This is a genomic window from Nocardia transvalensis (genome assembly GCF_015477765.1).
Classification (GTDB): Bacteria; Actinomycetota; Actinomycetes; order Mycobacteriales; family Mycobacteriaceae; genus Nocardia; species Nocardia transvalensis_A.
The window spans coordinates 48,983-67,337 of the sequence record NZ_JADLQQ010000014.1 but is presented as its reverse complement, the minus strand read 5'-3'; the positions used below and the strand labels follow the sequence as shown (position 1 = coordinate 67,337).

Here is an 18,355-nt window from a genome sequence, read left to right as displayed (position 1 = left end):
GCGGTGACCGGCGAGATGAAGGGAACCGCAATGGCATCACCGAGGTCGCTGCGTGGCGCGGCTCAGCCCCGCGTACAGACCATCGGCGAGCTGCTGGCGGAACTCGCCGATGGCAGACTCCGCATCGAGCCGGACAGGACAGGTGCTCCTGAGTGGCCCGAGCACCGGAAGCACCTCTTGTTGGACTCTGTGTTGCGCGGTTGGCCTACGGCTCCCTTATACGCCCTGGTGTCATCGGAGGATATACGCACCGTGGTCGACGGTGGTCACCGGCTTAATGTGTTGCAGGAGTTTGTGACTGGTGATCTCGACGTGGACGGACGGCTAACCCCTCACGATGACATACTCAGAGACATCGACGGCAGGACATACTTGGAGCTTCCTACTGGTTTGAGGAGCGCCTTCGAGGACTATCCAATTGTCGTCATCGAGTTTCAGGGCCTGGCTCCAGAGGAACTTCGTCCCGCGCTGTTCCGACTCAACGACGCTGACCAGCTGTCGTCCTTGCAGCGCACCGTATTGGAGTCCGGAGCCTTCGGCGAACAGGTCCGCGAGTTGTCCGTCAAGGCAGCGGACTGGGGCCTCACCCACGAAAGGATCGGGTTCTCCAACGCCACCCTGGCGTATGAGGACGTGTTGAGCAGAGCGATCATCGCTGTGGAAGAACGCAGCGTGAAGGCGGCGGGAAACGACTCAATAGCACTGACCGAGCGGATCCAGGAAGGCCGTCCTACATCGCCAGAAGTACACGAAGAGGTAGCCACAGCCCTCCGAAACCTCGTCACTCGACCGGAAATCGACGAACCCTCCATCAGGTTCAGCAAGGCGACCCTGGTTTCTTGGCTGTTGCTGATGGTGTACGCACAGCGACAGTTCGGCCCCGGTGCGGAGCACTATGTCGGCTACCTCATGGAATGGCTAGAACCGCAACGGCGACGGCTTGCTGTTGGCCTCAATCTCGATAGCCATGTCCCCGCACGCGGAACACTCATCACCGACCTCCCCGCGCGAGACCTGATCACGCTCTTCAACGAGCGCGCGGCAGTGGAAGCGTTATCCGGTGACTCTCTGTGCGTTCGAGACGCGATCCTATGGCTATTTCTCGTGACAATCGGCGGTGCCCCGTCACCCGACCGTTCACCCGTGCCACAGGTACTGAAAATGTACAACCACATAAATGCAAGCACGAATCCAGAGACATCGTTGGCTATGGTCGTGCGGGCTAAGGAATGGGGGCGTTGGGCGTGAGATGGGCCCACATACGGCACAGCTACGACAAACTTCATAATGGGAGCCAGCCCTACCCTCTCCACGCCGTTACTGTCAACGGACACACTCATCTCGGCTCGGTAACCGCCCAAATGGCACCGGGCGTCACGGTTTTCTGCGGTGTGAGCGGAGTTGGCAAGACTCAGTTTCTCAACGTCCTGGCGACACACCTACTCGGTCGCAGCACTGGTGATGTTTCTGTCAGCGCTACCGATAAGGACGGAGAAATCATTCAACGCACCAACGCAACCGTGCGCTGCTTTCACGTTGATACCGCGCGCGAATGCTTCGACACAATCAGCCAAATAGCGCGCACACGCGGACTCGACGAAAAGCGTGAGGCATCAGATAGGGCACCGCTGAGCGAAGCATGGACGAGCCGACTCGGCTATATTCTGAACCGTGATTACGATGAAGCATCCTTTCAAGAACTCGATCGGGAAGCCACCGCCTCTACCGGCTCCTCGACCTGGCATTATTACGAGCTAACCTATCGAGGAATCACCTACGGTCCCCATCAGATGAGTCTAGGCGAACTCGCCGCCTCCATCGTACTTCGGGCTTTCCGCAGCACTCAGAAGAGTGATATCGTCCTACTTGACGAGCCAGAAAACTTTCTTTCGCCGCAAGCGCGGAAACGTCTGCTCGACATCATCGTTGAGCAGACGGTCGAGAAGAAATTATCAGTGGTAATCGCCTCGCATTCCGCTGAGATCATACGCAATCTACCGCTGGCCTCGCTGCGAACTATCGAACGTGGACCACAAGGGGCTAGAATAGCGATCGCCACGGCAACGTCCCAAGCGATTCGGTCTGTCGGACTTGAGCTGCGCCCTGATGCAGTCCTGCTTGTCGAGGACAACTTTGCCCATCGGCTTCTCAAAGCAATACTCGCCCGACAGCTTCCCACTCGCCACCTCGACCTTACAATCGTGGAATCAGGACAGGATCGGGGTAGTAAAGGAGGCGGCGAAGGCGCAGTAGTCAAGATGGCGCAATTGCTGACGGAGAACGATATCGGTGTTCACGTTCTCGGTGTGCTAGATGGCGACTACCGAGGGGCTAAAATTAAGGGCAACCGAAATTGTTTGGCCTTTCTTCCTGGCACGACCTGCCCGGAGGATTTTGTCATTGGCACCCTCGAATCTCCGATCGAAAGCGCTGCAGCCACGCTCGGAATTCCCGAAGAAACACTTGCAAAGGCGCTTCAAACGGCCGAAGGCGCTGACATCCATGACCGGCCGGATATAATCAGCAATGCGACAGGTGTCGAGGTGTCTGAGCTGATTAGCTACGCTGCGCGATGGCTTTCCCGATCCCCCGAATACGCAGAAGACCTGAAAGCTTTGATCGACTCAATACTCGCCATTCTTAATGATGGCGATACTGCTCCCGCGTAGGAGTCCTACCATGGGGCAAACGCCGACGGTTGAGAGCCTTGTATCGGTGGTCGATTAATCCAAGCCGGTTCGCGACCCGCCGACCAGTCGATGGTATGAGCAGATGCCGCCCTCAACCCAAGGCCATCTCGTCGACCAGCCAGTGGTAGGCGTTTAGCATCTGGCCGGTCAGATGCGACGGGTTGACGATCTCGTCCATAGCCGCGGGTCCGAGTGGGTAGGTTATGGGTTCTTCGCCGATACCTGCGGACCACATTGAGGCGAACAGGTCTGCCTCGCCGACTACCTTGATCAGGTCAGTGACCAAGTCCTGGGCCGATTCGGTCACCAGGTGTTGCAGTTCCCACCGGATTTCTTCACCCAGTTCGTCGTCCTCCGGCGGCGCACCACACTCCGCGATGTGTCCAGAGAAGTCCCAACGGGAACGAACCCGGTCGATGAGCCAGGAGCGAGAGATCAACGGCCTCTCGCCGATGACATCGCCCAGGTGGTGCCGCCAGTCATCGGCATAACCTGCATCGAATGCCTTGGCAAAGAACGACGTAGTCACCGCCCACAGCGCGACCAATTGAATGACGATGCCGTGGCGGGATTCCTCGTCTCCCGCAGTGGTTTTGCCCCGCCTGCTCCAACAACTTCCAGGCGTGGCGGAACCACTCGCGCTCGGACTCACCAACCCAAGTCTGGGGAAAGGCGTTCAAGTACCGGCTCGACGTCGGCGAAGGAAATAATCGTGTTGACCATCGCCCCCCTCCTCACTCGGTTGGCCACATCCTCGCATAGGTGTCTGATATTCGTTGTGCCTCAAGGGACCTGACTCAGACTCCATAACGAGGATCTCACCGAAAATGGATGGTATATCAAGTTTTCATTGCTTCCACTGCTCGACCGCGAGGATGCGCACCCGCTCAGAGGAGGCACGGTCCCGCAACCGAAAGATCCACTCGCTCATCGCCTGGTCCTCGCTGCCGATAAAGCGAGTGCGCCGGGCGCCGAACACCGCTGCTCTCGATTCGTCAAATCCTGAGACACGTCGGTGCGCGGACGCGCACCATGGCTCCATGGTGCGGCGGAGTGATCCCATCAACGATCGGCAAGCCGATCTGCTGGAATCGCGGACGGTGACACTCTGAGCAAACCGGACGACGCGTCGCAGCGGACGACCGCCTACGCCCTGCAGGCCCGGGGCCTGGTCGTGATCTTCAAACGCGCGGGTGTGTTCACCGCCAGCATCACCGACGCCGGCAAGTACTACCTCGCACACGGCCGTCACCTGAAGCGACGACGGTGCCAGCCCCCAGTGGTCACGCCGGAGCCGCGACAGCCCGAGCAAGGGGCCTGATCGAACGTCTCTGTCAGGCATCCGATGAGACCGTGCGGATCTCGGAGCCGGACGAGAAGACGCGAGCGACCTATCGTCGCGCGGTGCATGCCGCGAAACAAGGCGGTCTCATTCCGGAGAGGCAGGTGCTCCGATATACGGGACGGTCCAGCGGCGACACCAAGGTGCGGCTGCTCGATGCCGACAAGCCCGACGAAACCGATTGGAACCGGGACCGGTTGAAGGCAGGTAAGCCGAAGTTCCCCGCGCAGGTTCTGCGCCAGTTGTTGACAGAGAACCCGGCGGCGATTCAGGTCAGTGACGGCCAGCGGGAGCGCGCGGTGAAGTTCTTGATCGACCTCAATGCCGCAGCCGCAAAGCATGATCAGGAAGTGCGGACGACACATCGCGGACAACACGTCAAGCTGGGGTACCGCATCGGTACGGCACAGCGGAATTTGAGTCTGACAGAGGAGTACGTCAACGCCTATGGCCGGCTCGCATATCGGTGGGAAATCAGATCTTCCTACAGCCGAGCTATCCCGACGGGGAAGCTGCAACTGACGATCGGCTCATCGGGGAGCGCCGACTCCGACCCCAACACCTGGACCGACGAGAAACGCTCGCCCCTGGAACGGCGTATTCGCCAGATCATCACCGACGTCAAAGCCAGCTTCGCCGAAGCCCCAACGCCGAAGCGAAGAAGGCCATCGAAAGTGGCTGGCACAGCAAACGGAATGGGAGCGCAAGGAAGCCGAAGAACGACGGGAGCGGGAATCGACGGTGGCTGGCTGCCGCACGGCCGAAGGCAGTTGCGATGCTGCGCCGACGAACACTGGTCGGTGCCCTTCGCGCGTGACGGGACACGCAGGACTCCGACACATCTGCACCGTCCTCGGCGACACAGCTGCAGCCGCCGACGAAAGAAGGAGATTCGGGCTTGGCCGAGAACCTGCCAACTGGAGTGCCGGCGGACGAGAGCTGGCCAAGCACCTGGATCCAACTACCGGTACCGCCTCGCTCGGAAACATCGACTTCGACATCGAGCCCGGCCCCGACGACCTGCGCCCGTACCTCAACGGATGGAGCCCCGACGATCCCCACAAGGACTACCACCGCAAATCCCTCGACGAACTATCCCTGTCCCGACCGTGGGCGCCGGAGTGGGAACTCGGAAGACTTCGACAGTAGCCAGCCTCCATGCTCCACAGCGGGTAAACGATCGACTCGATGCGAGAACTCATCAACCCGAGCGATCCGACAACGGCGGGCCGAAGGGACGACCGTTGCGACACCAACAACCCAGCCCCGCGGCAACCGTCCTTGTGATCGGCCACCCTGCTCGGCCGTACTCGAGTCCTGCCACCAACGCCGACGCGACCGTGAAAGTCCGGATTTACTCCGAATCTCAGCAGAATCCGGCCGAAGGAGTGCAGCACAACAGAATCGGAAGTTTCGTCAGCCCAAAGCTATTACGTTGCTCGATATACGGAATCAGTCAGGAGCGAACTCAACCGAATTATGTTGGGGCAGAATCTGATGTTCCACCATCGTTGGCGGGACTGTGCGTTGTACGTACCGTCCTGCGCGGCTGTAACATAGCGAGGTATCGCGAGCATGATGACCGCGCGTCCACCACTTCCCTGACGCCATCAGGTAAATCTGTCTGCTAGACTTTTACTTGACCTTTTGGCCCGAATAGCGCCGAATCCGCCCTGATATGAACGAATGTCCCGAACTGACATTTGTGCAGGTAGAGTCGAGAAACCGAAGCCAACCGAACACGTCTGTATCGGGGTCTGTCATAACCCAGAGGTCGCAGGTTCAAGTCCTGTCCCCGCTACTAGCGGCCCAGGACGGAGAGATTTTCGATCTCTCTGGCCTGGGTTATTTTGGACCTACTAGACCGTTACCGGAGTCTCCGATGTCCTCAATGCCCAGTAATTACTACGGCGTATCGAACATCCATTCCTGCGTGACCTCGTGCTGCATCCGCGTATCGACAACGATCTTGGTGCCGGGCGTCGATACATCGCCGTCCTCGCCCCAGAGACACACCTTCGGGTCGTACGGCATCGGGGACTGGTAGTTATAGGCCCAGAGCTGATTGAGGCTGTCCGGCTGCTCTCGCCTTGCGGCTTGAACCAACGATGTTCCGGGCTTGATACCACCGCCGCCTTCGTATCCCGGGACCTCCAGGCACAGCCCGCTCTTCTTGTTGACAATGAATCCCTCGTCGTATCGCCATAGCTGGTTGTCGTAATCGCTGGATTTCCGGTCCCAGACAATTATCGCGGCTCCCGGTGCGGTGCTTCCACCTTCGACGTCTAATACCTTGCCGCTGGCCACGTTTCGGATGAAGAAATCTCCTACAGGAAAACTATCAGTCATTGCGAATCCCCTGTGCAAATCAGTCTTGCTGCGCTGATCGAACCGATCTCAGAGTGTTCACCGATGAACTCGGCCGCCTCCGGCTACGTCGACATCTTCGACGGCCGACCGTCGCTGACCGTGGAGGTGGACTCCTCACGCGCCACGCTCGTCGGGTCGCGCTTCCAATGCTAGTGACTGTCGGTCAAATCTGCTTGGGAATCATCGTCTTTCACCACACCATCGCTGTCGGTCCGGAGCCAACCTCGCATCCTTAGTACTGAAAGCTCCTGCAAGCCAATGTCTTTGGTGCAGCTACTGTACGTCTTGTTGCTGTCTTTGGACATCCTCCCGTGCGGACTCCCACGGCCACACACACCGTCCTTCGTATGGGGCACCGCGAGATCCTCTTCGAAGACCAGAGGCGGGTTGGAGGGTGCACATTCCTTCTCGTAGGCGACGCCGTCTACGCAATGCCAGAACTTGTGCGGGTCTTCATGAGAGAAGGTTCCATTTTCCGGCCTGGTGGATGTTTACGGGATGTTTCGCCCCGGGAAGATCGAATTCCGGATAGCGCCGGGTATACGGTTCAGTCGGAATCGACGCCCAGGACCTCTTTGCCGATGGAGGTTGCGATCACCTCGGTGGAGTAGGCCATCAGTTGGCCTGCCTCGGCGTCGCGCAGATGTCGTTGGATGGGTGATTGTTTGAGATATCCGGAGCCGCCGCCGACGCGAACCCCTAGTTGTGCGACATTCACGGCGACCTTGTTGGCGAGATACTTCGCGCGGATGAAAGTGCCGAAGAAGCTCGGCACCGCGTTGTCGGCTTCCCAGAGCCCCCGCTCGTACAGTGCGTGTGCTGCCGCGAGCCGGATCTGGGCATCGGCGACCTCATGCTGCACCCATTGCTGGTGCGACAGCGGCTTACCCAGGATCTCTCGCGTCGACGCATGCTCGATGAGTGCGGCGAGCGCGGCGTCGGCGATGCCCAGCGAGAGCGCCGGGAGCCCGGCCGGGATGATCTCGAACTCACCCTGCCCCGATGCACGCCCACGATACTCGGCGCGCAACAGAGTGTTGTCGAAGGACAGCAGTTGGCTACGGGTCGCGCGAAGACCCAGGGTGTCCCAGATCGGCACGATCGAGACGGTGTCGTCCGGCACGACGGCGAAGAAGGCCGGCTGCTGGTCGACCAACGCATTCACGATCAGATAGTCGGCGATCTCGGCACCGGAGACGAACCGCTTCGCACCGCTGAGCACCCAGCCGCGGTCGACTGCGACAGCCTCGTGGAGAGGCTGGAGGAACCGATTACCGCTGGCGGGCTCGGACAGCGCAACCGCGAACCGCTTACCCGCCAGGAATTCATCGGCGAAAAACGAGCCCGCCGATTCACGGGTGAGTTCCGCGAGCCCGACACCCGCACCCGCGTGCATCGTCCAGAGGGTGGCAACGGACGGATCGGCCTGCGCGAGGGTCCGCACGACGGCACCGAAAGTCAGGTAACTCATCCCCGTGCCGCCGACATGGTGCGGCAGGACCGCCGCGTCGAGCCCGGCATCGTGCAGCGCCTCCAGCGCGGCCACCGGAATCTCCGCACGCTCGTCGTAGAATGCCGCCTCGGCCTGAAAATCTTTGGCCAGCACGACTATTCGGTCGAGTAGCTCTTGCTCGGCCGCGGGCAAAGAGAACGACAACTGCACAAGATCCAGACTATGCCAGCAGGTTGACCAGGAAGCCTCGGGGGATCTCTGGGCCCTCGGTTTGGCCTGTGCCGAAGGGGAGTTCGTCGCGGAGGGTGCGGAGGATGGCCAGGACGCCGGGGCCTGCGTCGAGGAGGGGTCTGGTCCAGCCCAGTTCGGCGCAGCGGACCACGGCCGGGGTGAGGGTGGCGATGGCTTCGCCGGTCCAGCCTGCCGCGGAGAGGCATTCGGCGAGTAGGAGGGCGGCGTCCAGTTCGGCTCGGGGGCGGTGTTGTTCGAGCATGCGGCCGTGCAGGGCGCGGGCGCGCTTCACGGCCGAGTCGTCGGTGCCCAGGGGTGCGAATTCGTCACCGGCGAGGGCGTCGAAGCCGCGGTAGTGGCGGGCCAGCAGGCTGCGGACCGCCGCGATCTCCTCGGCCTCGGCGGCCAGGACGGTGGTGCCGGTCGCGTGGCGCACCGTGCGCGGCACCGGGTCGCTCGCCGCGGCGAAGGCGTCGCCGGGCAGGCCGAGCCGCAGGCGTTCGGCGCGGATGTGGGCCGCCAGCCGAGTCAGCTTGCGGTCGGAGGCGATTCGGGCGCCCTCGTCCAATCGGGCACCGGCGGTCTCCAGATCGCCGCGCACCGCCTTCACCCGCGCACCCACCACGAAGGTGGTGATCATGAAGTCGACGGGACCGACCCGCGCCACGAGTTGATGGCTCTGATCCAGCAGCCGCTCGGCGGCGTCCAGGTCCCCGCGCCGGTAGGTCACCTCGCCCAGTAGCGCGGCCGCCACCCGCACCGCATGCGAGCGCGGCCCGGAACGATCCCGCGCAATCTGCCACGCTTGCTCGAAACACTCTGTGGCAGTGGCGATATCGAGCTGCTCATAGGCCGCCGCGCCCTTCCCCAGCAACCCGAACACCATCCCGAGCGGATCCTTGGACCGGGCGTGGTACTGCGTGGCCCACTCCTGCATGCCGCGGGCACCCTCGAAGTCGAAATCGCAGAGCCGCACGAACGACACCAGATTGGCGGCCGTCGACACCGTCCACGGCGGCAGATCGTCGGCCAGCTGCAGGCAGTCCGAAACCTTCTCCAGCACACCGTCGGTGCGGTCGCGGGCCACCTGATCCACGGCCGCCAGCACCGCGGCCTGACACCGCTGCCGCACCACATCGGCGTCGCTGGGTTCGCTGCGCGCCAACATGTTCGACAGCCGCCCCAGCGCGGTCCGCGCCGCCCCCGACTGCTGCAGATTGATATTGGCCCGCGCCAGCGCCATCAGCAGCTTGGACCGCGAAGCCACCTGCTGCACCGGCAGTTTCGACACCGTACCCAGCAGCGTCGCCAGCCGCGAGGCGTCGATGAGGTCCATCCCGCCGTTCTCGACCAGATCCAGCGCCAGCTTCAGATCGGTGGCCAGCAGCGCGTGATCCACCGACTTGCGCAGCAGCTGATGTTCGGCATACCAGCGAGATGCCTTGCGGTGCTGCGACTTCAGCTTGCCCGGATGCACCCGCTCCAGCCGGGCGCGCAGCTGCTCGGCGAACAGCGGCTGCATGCGGAACCACTCCGGATCGTGGGCCACCCGGCTGACGAACAGTTCCTGCTGCTGCGCCAGCTCCAACAGCTGCTCCGACTCGGCCTCACCGCTGAGCGCGGTGGCCAGCGCCGGATTCACCTTCTCGGTCACCGAGATCGACATCAGGAACTCGAGCAGGCGCGGCTCCAGCGTGTCGAGCACATTCTCCGACAGGTAGTCCCGAATCGCCTGGTTGCCGCCGGACAGATGGGCGATGAGCTGTTCGGGGTCGACGGGCCGCTCCGTCGATCCGCGCAACGACAGGCTCACCAGCTGGATGGCGGCGGGCCATCCGTCGGTGGCGGTGTGGATCTGCTCCACCTGCTCATCGGTGAGCCGGAAACCGTTGTGCTCCACCAGGATTTCGTGCGTCTCCGGTAATGTCAGCCGCAGCGCGTTGCAATCGATCTCGACCAGCTCGTCGCGCACCCGCAACCGGCTCAGCGGCAATCCGGCCTGGTCCCGGGTGGTGACGACGAAACGAAGATGGTGACAGGCGTTGTCCAGCAACGCATCCATGGCCCGGTGCGCCCCGGCGTCGGTGACCCGGTGCCAGTCCTCCACCACCACGACGATCGGTTTGCCACCGGCGTGGATCTCATCGATCAGGGTCGAGATGGCATAGGACACCGCCTCGGGCGGCCGTTCCTCCAGCACCTGCTCGAGTCCGGCGCCGATATCCGGGCACACCCGCCGGATCGCCTGCACCAGGTGGGCGAGAAACCAAACCTCGTTGTCGTCGTCGTGATCGATACCGATCCAGGCCACGGCGACACCGCGCTCGGTCAGCTCGGCCCGCCACTGCGCGGCGACGGTGCTCTTGCCGAATCCGGCCGGACCGTGGATGACCGCCAACCGACGCCGGCCGCCGGCCCGCAGGACCTCCAGCAGGCGCGGGCGCGGCACCGGCTCACGGGTAGGCGTCGGCGGGCGGAACTTCGTGGTGGGCGTGGGCGGGAGGGTGGGCGGTTGCGCGACGGTCGCCGCCTGGGTCGGCTCACCCGGCGGCCGCAGCGCGAGGGTGCTGCGCGGACCGCTCACCACCGACCGCGTCCGCAGCGACGGGTTGGCCGAGGCTCCGGCGGGATTGGTGCCGTTGCCCGTGTCGTCGGCGTCGAGCCCGGCATCCAGCAGCGCCATCTCGTCGGGCATCTGCCCGTGCGCCTGCTGCACCGTGCGCAGCAACTCGCCCATATCGAAGGCCGAGGCCGGGCGGTCCTGCGGATCCGAGGCCATCGCCCGCTCGATCACGTCGGCCACGTCGGCGGGGATGTCCTGCTCGCGCAGATCCGGAATGGGCTGAGTGGTGATGCGCAGGAACTGCGCCACGATCTTCTCCCCCGACCGCCGTTCGAAGGCGGCATGCCCGGTCAGCAGCGCGAACAGGGTGGCCCCCAGGCCGTAGACGTCCGAGCGCACGGTCGGCTCGTCGCCCTTGAGCACCTCGGGTGCGGTGAAGGCGGGCGAGCCGGTGATCATGCTGGTCGAGGTCCGAAACCCGCCCGGAATCCGGGCGATGCCGAAATCGGTCAGCTGGGGTTCGCCATAGCGGCTCAGCAGCACGTTCGCCGGTTTCACGTCGCGGTGCAGGACGTGCACGCGGTGCGCGCTCTCGATCGCGCCGGCCAGCTTGACCCCGACGCGCACGGTGTCGGCCCAGCTCAGCGGGCCGTGTTCGCGCACGAGCCGTTCCAGCGAGCCGTGCGTGGCATAGGGCATCACGATGAATGGCAAACCGCTGGCTGTCACGTCCACCTGCAGGATGTCGACGATATTCGGGTGGCCCGACAACCGGCCCATCGCATGTTCCTCGCGCAGGAACCGCTCGCGGCTCTCGTCGTCGATCTCCGAGGACAGCACCTTCACCGCCACGATGCGGTCCAGGGCGCGCTGGGCACAGCGATATACGACCCCGAAGCCGCCGCGTCCGATCTCCTCCGCATCGAACAACCCCATCGCCTCCAGTTCGTCGGCGATGCCGATCGGCAGATGTCGCTGGGTGTTCGATTCGGGTGGAGCATCGGTGCTGCGGACCTTGCCCGTGTGTGGATTCATAGCACCACCTCGAACCATCCGCGCTCACTCCAACGTAGCGCGGTCGGAACTCACGCGTATGGAATTCCGGCCAGGGCGTGTAGGGACCGACCAGTCCGAATGAAAGTCCTACGGACACAATACGGCCCGGACCACGAAGTTCCGTGATCCGGGCCGTATCGAGGCGATCTCAGCGGTCGGGGTCGCTGCTCGGCGATTGCCGAGAAGTTGTCGAGCTTACTTACGCAGCGAGGCCGGGACCTCGAAGCGCGGGCCGAACTTGGCAGCCAGCTCGTCGGCGCGGGCCACGAAGGCCTCCTGACCGCCCGGGTAACCCACGATGAACTGGTGGGTACCACCGGTCCAGGCCGGGAAACCGATACCGAAGATCGAGCCGATGTTGGCGTCGGCGGTGGTGGTCAGCACACCCTCGTCGAAGCACTTCTGGGTCTCGATCGCCTCGGCGAACAGCATGCGATCCTTCAGATCCTGCAGGGTGACGCCCTCGGGCAGCTCCGTCGAGGTCTTGAAGATCGTGCGCAGCTCCGACCACAGGCCCGCGGTCTTGCCGTCCACGTACTCGTAGAAGCCGGCGCCACCCGCCTTGCCCTTGCGGTCGAACTCGCCCACCATCTTGTCGAGGATCTCCGCGGTGGCCTTGGAGGCGGCATCGATCTCGCCACCCTCGGCCACCAGGGCCTCGGCGGTCTCCTTGTAGATCTTCTGCATGGTGGTGAAGTTCAGCTCGTCCGACAGCTTCAGCGGCGCCGCCGGGTAGCCCGCCTGCAGACCGGCCTGCTCGATGGTCTGCGGGTCGATACCCTCGGCCAGCATCGAGATGGCCTCGTTGATGAACTTGCCGATGACGCGCGAGGTGTAGAAGCCGCGGCTGTCGTTGACCACGATCGGGGTCTTGCGGATCGCCAGGGTGTAGTCGTACACCCGGGCCAGCGCCTCGTCCGAGGTCTTCTCACCCTTGATGATCTCGACCAGCGGCATCTTGTCCACCGGCGAGAAGAAGTGGATGCCGATGAAGTCCTCGGAGCGCTTCACGCCGTTCGCCAGCAGGGTGATCGGCAGGGTCGAGGTGTTCGAGCCGAGCAGCGCGTCCGGGTCGACGATGTCCTCGATCTCCTGGAAGACCTTGGCCTTGAGCTCCGGATTCTCGAAGACGGCCTCGATGACGAAGTCGACGCCCTTGAAGTCGGCCGGATCCGCGGTCGCGTGGATGCGGTCCAGCAGCGCCTTGGACTTCTCCTCGGTGGTCTTGCCGCGCGAGAGCGCCTTCTGCTCGAGCTTGACCGAGTAGTCCTTGCCGCGCTCGGCCGCCTCGATGCTGACGTCCTTCAGCACGACCTCGATGCCCGCCTTGGCGGTGACGTAGGCGATGCCCGCGCCCATCATGCCCGCGCCCAGCACGCCGACCTTCTTGATCTCGCGCTTGGCGATATCCTTCGGCCGGGAGCCACCGTTGTTGATCGACTGCAGGTCGAAGAAGAACGCCTGAATCATGTTCTTCGCGACCGGGCCGGTCAGCAGGTTCACGAAGTAGCGCGACTCGATCAGCGAGGCGTTGTCGAAGTCGACCTGCGCACCCTCGATCGCGGCGGCCATGATGTTCTTCGGGGCCGGCATGTTGGCGCCCTTGAGCTGCTTGCGCAGGTTGGCCGGGAAGGCCGGGAGGTTGGCGGCCAGGGCCGGGGTGGACGGGGTGCCGCCCGGGATCTTGTAGCCCTTGACGTCCCAGGGCTGCACGCCCTTGTCCGGATTGGCCTTGATCCACGCCTTGGCGGCCGGGACCAGTTCCTCGACCGAGCCGACGACCTCGTTGACCAGGCCGATCTGCTGGGCCTTGGTGGCGTTGAACTCGTTGCCCTGCAGCAGGACCTGCATCAGGGCGTTCTGGATGCCGAACATGCGCACGGTGCGGGTCACACCGCCACCGGCCGGGAGCAGGCCCAGCTTGACCTCGGGCAGGCCGATCTTGATGCCCTTGACGTCGGCGGCGATGCGGTGGTGACACGCCAGCGCGATCTCCAGGCCGCCGCCGAGCGCGGCACCGTTGATGGCCGCCACGACCGGCTTGCCGAGCTGCTCGAGGCGGCGCAGCGCGGACTTGATCTCGGTCAGCTCGTCCATCAGGGCCTGGGCGTCGTCCGGGCCGACCTTCATCATGTTCTTCAGGTCGCCACCGGCGAAGAAGGTCTTCTTCGCGGAGGTGATGACGACACCGGAGATGTCGTCCTTCTCGGCCTCCAGTCGATCGACGGTGGCCGTCATCGACTTCTTGTAGAGGTCGTTCATGGTGTTGGCGCCCTGGTTCGGGTCGTCCATCGTCAGCACGACGATGCCGTCGGCGTCCTTCTCCCAGGCAATCATGTTGTCGGTCATGTCTTTTCGTCTCTCCTGTGAAGTCTGGGCGTCAGACGCGCTCGATGATGGTGGCCACACCCATGCCGCCGCCGATGCACAGGGTCACCAGCGCGTAGCGGGCGTTGCGGCGCTCCAGCTCGTCGACCATGGTGCCGGTGATCATCGCGCCGGTGGCGCCCAGCGGGTGACCCATGGCGATGGCGCCGCCGTTGACGTTCAGCTTCTCGTCCGGGATGTTCAGGTCCTTCTGGAACTTCAGGACCACGGAGGCGAAGGCCTCGTTGATCTCGAACAGGTCGATGTCGTCCACCGACAGGCCCGCCTTGGCCAGCGCCTTCTGCGCGGCCGGGGTCGGGCCGGTCAGCATGATGGTCGGGTCGGCGCCGCTGATGCCGGTCGAGACGATGCGGGCGCGCGGGGTCAGGCCGGAGGCCTTGCCGGCCTCCTCGTTGCCGACCAGGACCAGCGCGGCGCCGTCGACGATGCCGGAGCTGTTGCCGCCGTGGTGGACGTGGTTGATCTTCTCGACGAAGTGGTACTTCTGCAGCGCCACGGCGTCGAAGCCGCCCATGTCACCGATGCCGGCGAACGACGGGTTCAGCTTGGCCAGGTCCTCCAGGGTGGTGCCCGGGCGCATGTGCTCGTCGCGGTCCAGGACGGTCAGGCCGTTGATGTCCTTGACGGGAACGACCGACTTGGCGAAGTAACCGCCGGTCCACGCGGCGGCGGCGCGCTCCTGCGAACGCACGGCGTAGGCGTCGACGTCCTCGCGCGTGAAGCCCTCGATGGTCGCGATCAGGTCGGCCGAGATGCCCTGCGGCACGATGTAGCTCTCGTAGCTGGTCCACGGGTCCATGAACATGGCGCCGCCGTCGGAGCCCATCGGCACGCGCGACATGGACTCCACACCACCGGCGATGACCAGGTCCTCGAAGCCGGAGCGGACCTTCTGGGCGGCGAGGTTGACGGCCTCGAGGCCGGATGCGCAGAACCGGTTGATCTGGGTGCCACCGACGGTGTCGGGCAGGCCCGCGGTCAGCACGGTGGTGCGGGCGATATCGGCGCCCTGGTCACCCACCGGCGAGACGACACCCAGGATGACGTCCGAGATGCGATCCTCGTCCAGGTCGGGGAAGCGGTTGCGCAGCTCCTTGACCAGACCGGTCGTCAGATCGATCGGCTTGACCGAGTGCAGCGTGCCCTTCTTGTTACGGCCGCGCGGGGTGCGGATGGCCTCGTAAATGTAGGCCTCTGTGGTCATATCGGAGTTTCCTTCCTTGGGGTGCGCCGACACCGTGGTGTGCGGTACCGCCGCAAGTAACCTCGCCGACCGGCCGTACGACCGACCGCCTGTGTTCAATTAGCGGCACTGCCCGGCCCCTGCCTCGTCGGGGCCCGTCGCTCGCACCGCATAACGCTGTACAAACCTCGGCAGGCACCGGCCGACGACGTTCCGGTCGCCCGTACGCCTGGGCAATACCATAGAACCTCGCCTCGCCGCTGCCGACGGCCTCCCCGGCCGAAAGCCCACCGGGATGTGTCTTGACAGTGTAGCGCCGGATGCGAACTCCGGTTAACTTAACGCGGTCGGGGAGGTGACTGTCAACCGTCCAGACGTGTGGCGCCCAGCTCAGTTCGGAGCAACTCCAAGGCCACCTCATCGGGGTCGCGCCGGTCGCCGGGGGGCGCCGGGCGGGCCGACTCGGCGAGCATCTCCTGCTCTTCCTCCGGCGTGGACGCGGGTGGGACACCTACATAACCTACCGGCGAGTAGCCGTCCGGTCCAGGGTCGTCCGGATAGTCCGGTCCGTCCGGTAGCGGGATGTCGTCGTCCGGGGGTGCGAACCGCGATCCGGAATCGCCCTCGGTGGGACCGGGCTCCGCCGGGCGAGCCGACTGCTGCTCAGGCGCGGTGCCGCGGGCCTGACTCGGCCGCATGAAGCGGGGTGCCTCGGCCTGCGACCCACCACCGGCCTGACCGCGCCCGGCCGCTCGCCCTCCTGCGGCGGCCCCTCGATTCTGCGCGGCACCGCCCTGCGCCCGGCCGGTCGACGCCGCCTGCGGCCGGGCTCCGCCGCCCGTTCCCGCCTCCCAGCGCACCCCGTGTTCGCGCCCGAGCACCGCATGGATGGCCGCCTGGACGGCCTCCACATACTTCGGATTCGACAGCCGCTGCGCCAACGGCGCGTGCTGATGCGCGAAGACGATGACGTCCCCCTCGAGCCGCGCCACGGACGCCCCGGACAACAGCGCATGCACCGCCGCCCCGAACTCCCGCACCTTGGCCCGAATCTCCCCCCACTTCGCCTCGACCTCCCGCAGCAGATCCGCCTCGTTCCCGCCGGACGAGATGGTCGGAGCGGCGGCTTCCTGGACCGCATCGACCGGCGTGACGGCCTGTACGGCAGGCTCTTCCCGCTGCTCCGACCTTTGCGCCGCGTCGGCGTCGATCGGGGCGGGTTCCGCTTCCGGTTGCCGTCCGGTCGTCGACTCGTTCGCGACCTCCGGCTCCGCTGTCCGGTTATCCGTCGAGGGCCCGGCATCTTGCGGCGCGGAAGGCGCACCCGCCGGGTCGGACTCCGCTTGCTGTGCAGGTTCGCCACCCGTCAGGGTCTGCGCACGCTGAGCCGGATGCGGTCGCGACGTACCCGCCGATGCGCTCGGCTGAGCCGATGAGTCGGGAGCCGCCTGTCCGCCGGTCCGGTCCACCTGTGGTTCGTCGGGGCCGGACGCCGAGGGTGTTCCGGCGGACCGTTGGTCGGAGCCACCGGCTGGGCTGGGCGACGCCGCGACGGGCTCTGCCGATGCGGGCGCGGCGGCATCCCCGGCGGGACTGCCGCCGGAAGATGTTGCCGCGCTGGGCTTTCCGGTGCGCGTCTCACGGATGGCGGCCAGCGCCTCGGCGCCCCGGCGGCGCGAGGGGCCGGACGGTTCGGCGGGGGCAGCGGGTGCCGCGCCGGAGCCTGGCCGGTCCCCGGCGGAGGCCGCCGGGGCTTGGGGCAGCGCGCCGCCCTCCAGGCGGCGTTCGAGGCGCTCCAGGCGTTGCAGGGTGGCCGATTCGGTATCGGAGGCCGAGGGGAGGAGCATGCGGGCGCAGACCACCTCCAGCAGGAGGCGGGGGGCGGTGGCGCCGCGCATTTCGCCGAGGCCCTCGTGCAGGAGTTCGGCGTAGCGGGCCAGGGTCGCCGGGCCGATGCGGTGGGCCTGGTCGCGCATGCGGTCCAGGACATCGCCCGGGCCGGTGACCAGGTTGCGTTCGGCGGCATCGGGGACCGCGCGCAGCAGGATGAGGTCGCGGATGCGCTCGAGCAGGTCGGTGGCGAACCGGCGGGGGTCGTGGCCCGCCTCCACGACGCGGTCGACGGTGCCGAACAGGGCCGCACCGTCGTCCGCGGCCAGGGCCTCGACGGCGTCGTCGATCAGGGCGATGTCGGTGACGCCCAGCAGCGCCAGGGCGCGCTGATAGGCGACGCCCTCGGGCCCCGCCCCGGCCAGCAGCTGATCGAGCACGCTGAGGCTGTCGCGCGGGGAACCACCGCCGGCGCGAATGACCAAGGGGTACACGGCCTCCTCGACCTGCACACCCTCTTGTTCACAGATCTTCCCGAGCAGCCCGCGCATGGTGGCCGGCGGCAGCAGCCGGAACGGGTAGTGGTGGGTGCGCGAGCGAATGGTCGGCAGCACCTTGTCCGGTTCGGTGGTGGCGAAGACGAAGATCAGATGCGCGGGCGGCTCCTCGACGATCTTGAGCAGCGCGTTGAAGCCCGCCGTGGTGACCATGTGCGCCTCGTCGACGATGAACACCCGGTAGCGCGATTCGGCCGGCGCGTAGAAGGCGCGGTCGCGCAGCTCGCGGGTGTCGTCGACACCGCCGTGGCTCGCGGCGTCGAGTTCGATGACGTCGAGATTGCCGGGCCCGCCGGGCGCCAGCGCGACGCAGGACGCGCAACCGCCGCACGGCCGCGACGTCGGGCCCTGTTCGCAGTTGAGCGACCGCGCGAGGATGCGCGCCGAGGAGGTCTTACCGCAGCCACGCGGTCCGGAGAACAGGTAGGCATGACTGATCCGGCCGGTGTCGAGTGCGGTGCTCAGTGGGTCGGTGACGTGCTCCTGCCCCACCACCTCTGCGAATGTTGCCGGTCGGTACTTCCGGTACAGAGCCACGGCCCGAGGGTACCGGCGGCCACCGACAGGGCCGGGAGGCGGACCGGCCGGGGCGCGACCACGGTCCAGCCCCGAAGACAATAGACGTGACGCGCATCACAATCATTCCCGGAACCCGTTAGTGGCGAGCACACCCGAACCGGACAGCGGACTAC

General features: G+C 65.1%; 11 protein-coding genes. 4 read left to right on the top strand and 7 right to left on the bottom strand.

Annotated elements, in window-relative coordinates; genetic code table 11:
- Nucleotides 1–3: 3 nt before the first annotated feature.
- Together IU452_RS32905 and IU452_RS32900 are read left to right on the top strand one after the other, a co-directional pair.
- Nucleotides 4–1,248: a hypothetical protein gene (locus tag IU452_RS32905; RefSeq protein WP_195113136.1), complete on the top strand. Its 1,245-nt coding sequence runs from the start codon at nucleotides 4–6 to the stop codon at nucleotides 1,246–1,248.
- Nucleotides 1,249–1,361: 113 nt separating this feature from the next.
- Nucleotides 1,362–2,669, top strand: coding sequence for an ATP-dependent nuclease (locus IU452_RS32900; RefSeq protein ID WP_195113135.1), 1,308 nt, complete (start codon nucleotides 1,362–1,364; stop codon nucleotides 2,667–2,669).
- A gap of 112 nt (nucleotides 2,670–2,781) precedes the next feature.
- On the opposite strand, the gene IU452_RS32895 is transcribed toward IU452_RS32900, so the two are convergent.
- Entirely contained in the window at nucleotides 2,782–3,237 is a 456-nt protein-coding gene (locus tag IU452_RS32895; RefSeq protein WP_195113134.1) for a hypothetical protein, read from the bottom strand.
- Between the two features lie 1,608 nt (nucleotides 3,238–4,845).
- Here IU452_RS32895 and IU452_RS32890 point away from each other — a divergent pair.
- Entirely contained in the window at nucleotides 4,846–5,181 is a 336-nt protein-coding gene (locus IU452_RS32890; protein WP_195113133.1) for a hypothetical protein, read from the top strand.
- A 756-nt stretch (nucleotides 5,182–5,937) separates the two neighbouring features.
- On the opposite strand, the gene IU452_RS32885 is transcribed toward IU452_RS32890, so the two are convergent.
- Nucleotides 5,938–6,381: an RICIN domain-containing protein gene (locus IU452_RS32885; protein ID WP_195113132.1), complete on the bottom strand. Its 444-nt coding sequence runs from the start codon at nucleotides 6,379–6,381 to the stop codon at nucleotides 5,938–5,940.
- Nucleotides 6,382–6,444: 63 nt separating this feature from the next.
- Here IU452_RS32885 and IU452_RS38680 point away from each other — a divergent pair, with 63 nt between their 5' ends.
- Nucleotides 6,445–6,555 carry an arginine N-succinyltransferase gene (locus tag IU452_RS38680; protein ID WP_228819186.1) on the top strand — a complete coding sequence of 37 codons (111 nt, stop codon included), beginning with the start codon at nucleotides 6,445–6,447 and terminating at the stop codon, nucleotides 6,553–6,555.
- A 394-nt stretch (nucleotides 6,556–6,949) separates the two neighbouring features.
- Here the strand turns inward: IU452_RS38680 and IU452_RS32880 are convergent, their stop codons facing one another.
- The 5 genes from IU452_RS32880 to IU452_RS32860 all read right to left on the bottom strand — a co-directional run bounded on the left by IU452_RS32880 (nucleotide 6,950) and on the right by IU452_RS32860 (nucleotide 18,200).
- Nucleotides 6,950–8,065 (bottom strand): acyl-CoA dehydrogenase family protein, encoded by a 1,116-nt coding sequence (locus tag IU452_RS32880; protein ID WP_324192970.1) that lies wholly within the window; start codon nucleotides 8,063–8,065, stop codon nucleotides 6,950–6,952.
- A gap of 10 nt (nucleotides 8,066–8,075) precedes the next feature.
- Nucleotides 8,076–11,684: a serine/threonine-protein kinase gene (locus IU452_RS32875; protein ID WP_195113131.1), complete on the bottom strand. Its 3,609-nt coding sequence runs from the start codon at nucleotides 11,682–11,684 to the stop codon at nucleotides 8,076–8,078.
- 216 nt (nucleotides 11,685–11,900) lie between these two features.
- Entirely contained in the window at nucleotides 11,901–14,054 is a 2,154-nt protein-coding gene (locus IU452_RS32870) for a 3-hydroxyacyl-CoA dehydrogenase NAD-binding domain-containing protein (RefSeq protein ID WP_195113130.1), read from the bottom strand.
- Nucleotides 14,055–14,085: 31 nt separating this feature from the next.
- Nucleotides 14,086–15,297 carry an acetyl-CoA C-acetyltransferase gene (locus tag IU452_RS32865; RefSeq protein WP_195113129.1) on the bottom strand — a complete coding sequence of 404 codons (1,212 nt, stop codon included), beginning with the start codon at nucleotides 15,295–15,297 and terminating at the stop codon, nucleotides 14,086–14,088.
- A 341-nt stretch (nucleotides 15,298–15,638) separates the two neighbouring features.
- Nucleotides 15,639–18,200 (bottom strand): DNA polymerase III subunit gamma and tau, encoded by a 2,562-nt coding sequence (locus tag IU452_RS32860; protein WP_195113128.1) that lies wholly within the window; start codon nucleotides 18,198–18,200, stop codon nucleotides 15,639–15,641.
- Nucleotides 18,201–18,355 lie beyond the last annotated feature (155 nt).

Bases quoted from the DNA above. Each gene is read 5' to 3' on its own strand.
- IU452_RS32900 (WP_195113135.1), top strand. From the start codon at position 1,362: ATGGCACCGGGCGTCACGGTTTTCTGCGGTGTGAGCGGAGTTGGCAAG.
- IU452_RS32885 (WP_195113132.1), bottom strand. From the start codon at position 6,381: ATGACTGATAGTTTTCCTGTAGGAGATTTCTTCATCCGAAACGTGGCC.
- IU452_RS38680 (WP_228819186.1), top strand. From the start codon at position 6,445: ATGAACTCGGCCGCCTCCGGCTACGTCGACATCTTCGACGGCCGACCG.
- IU452_RS32875 (WP_195113131.1), bottom strand. From the start codon at position 11,684: ATGAATCCACACACGGGCAAGGTCCGCAGCACCGATGCTCCACCCGAA.
- IU452_RS32870 (WP_195113130.1), bottom strand. From the start codon at position 14,054: ATGACCGACAACATGATTGCCTGGGAGAAGGACGCCGACGGCATCGTC.
- IU452_RS32865 (WP_195113129.1), bottom strand. From the start codon at position 15,297: ATGACCACAGAGGCCTACATTTACGAGGCCATCCGCACCCCGCGCGGC.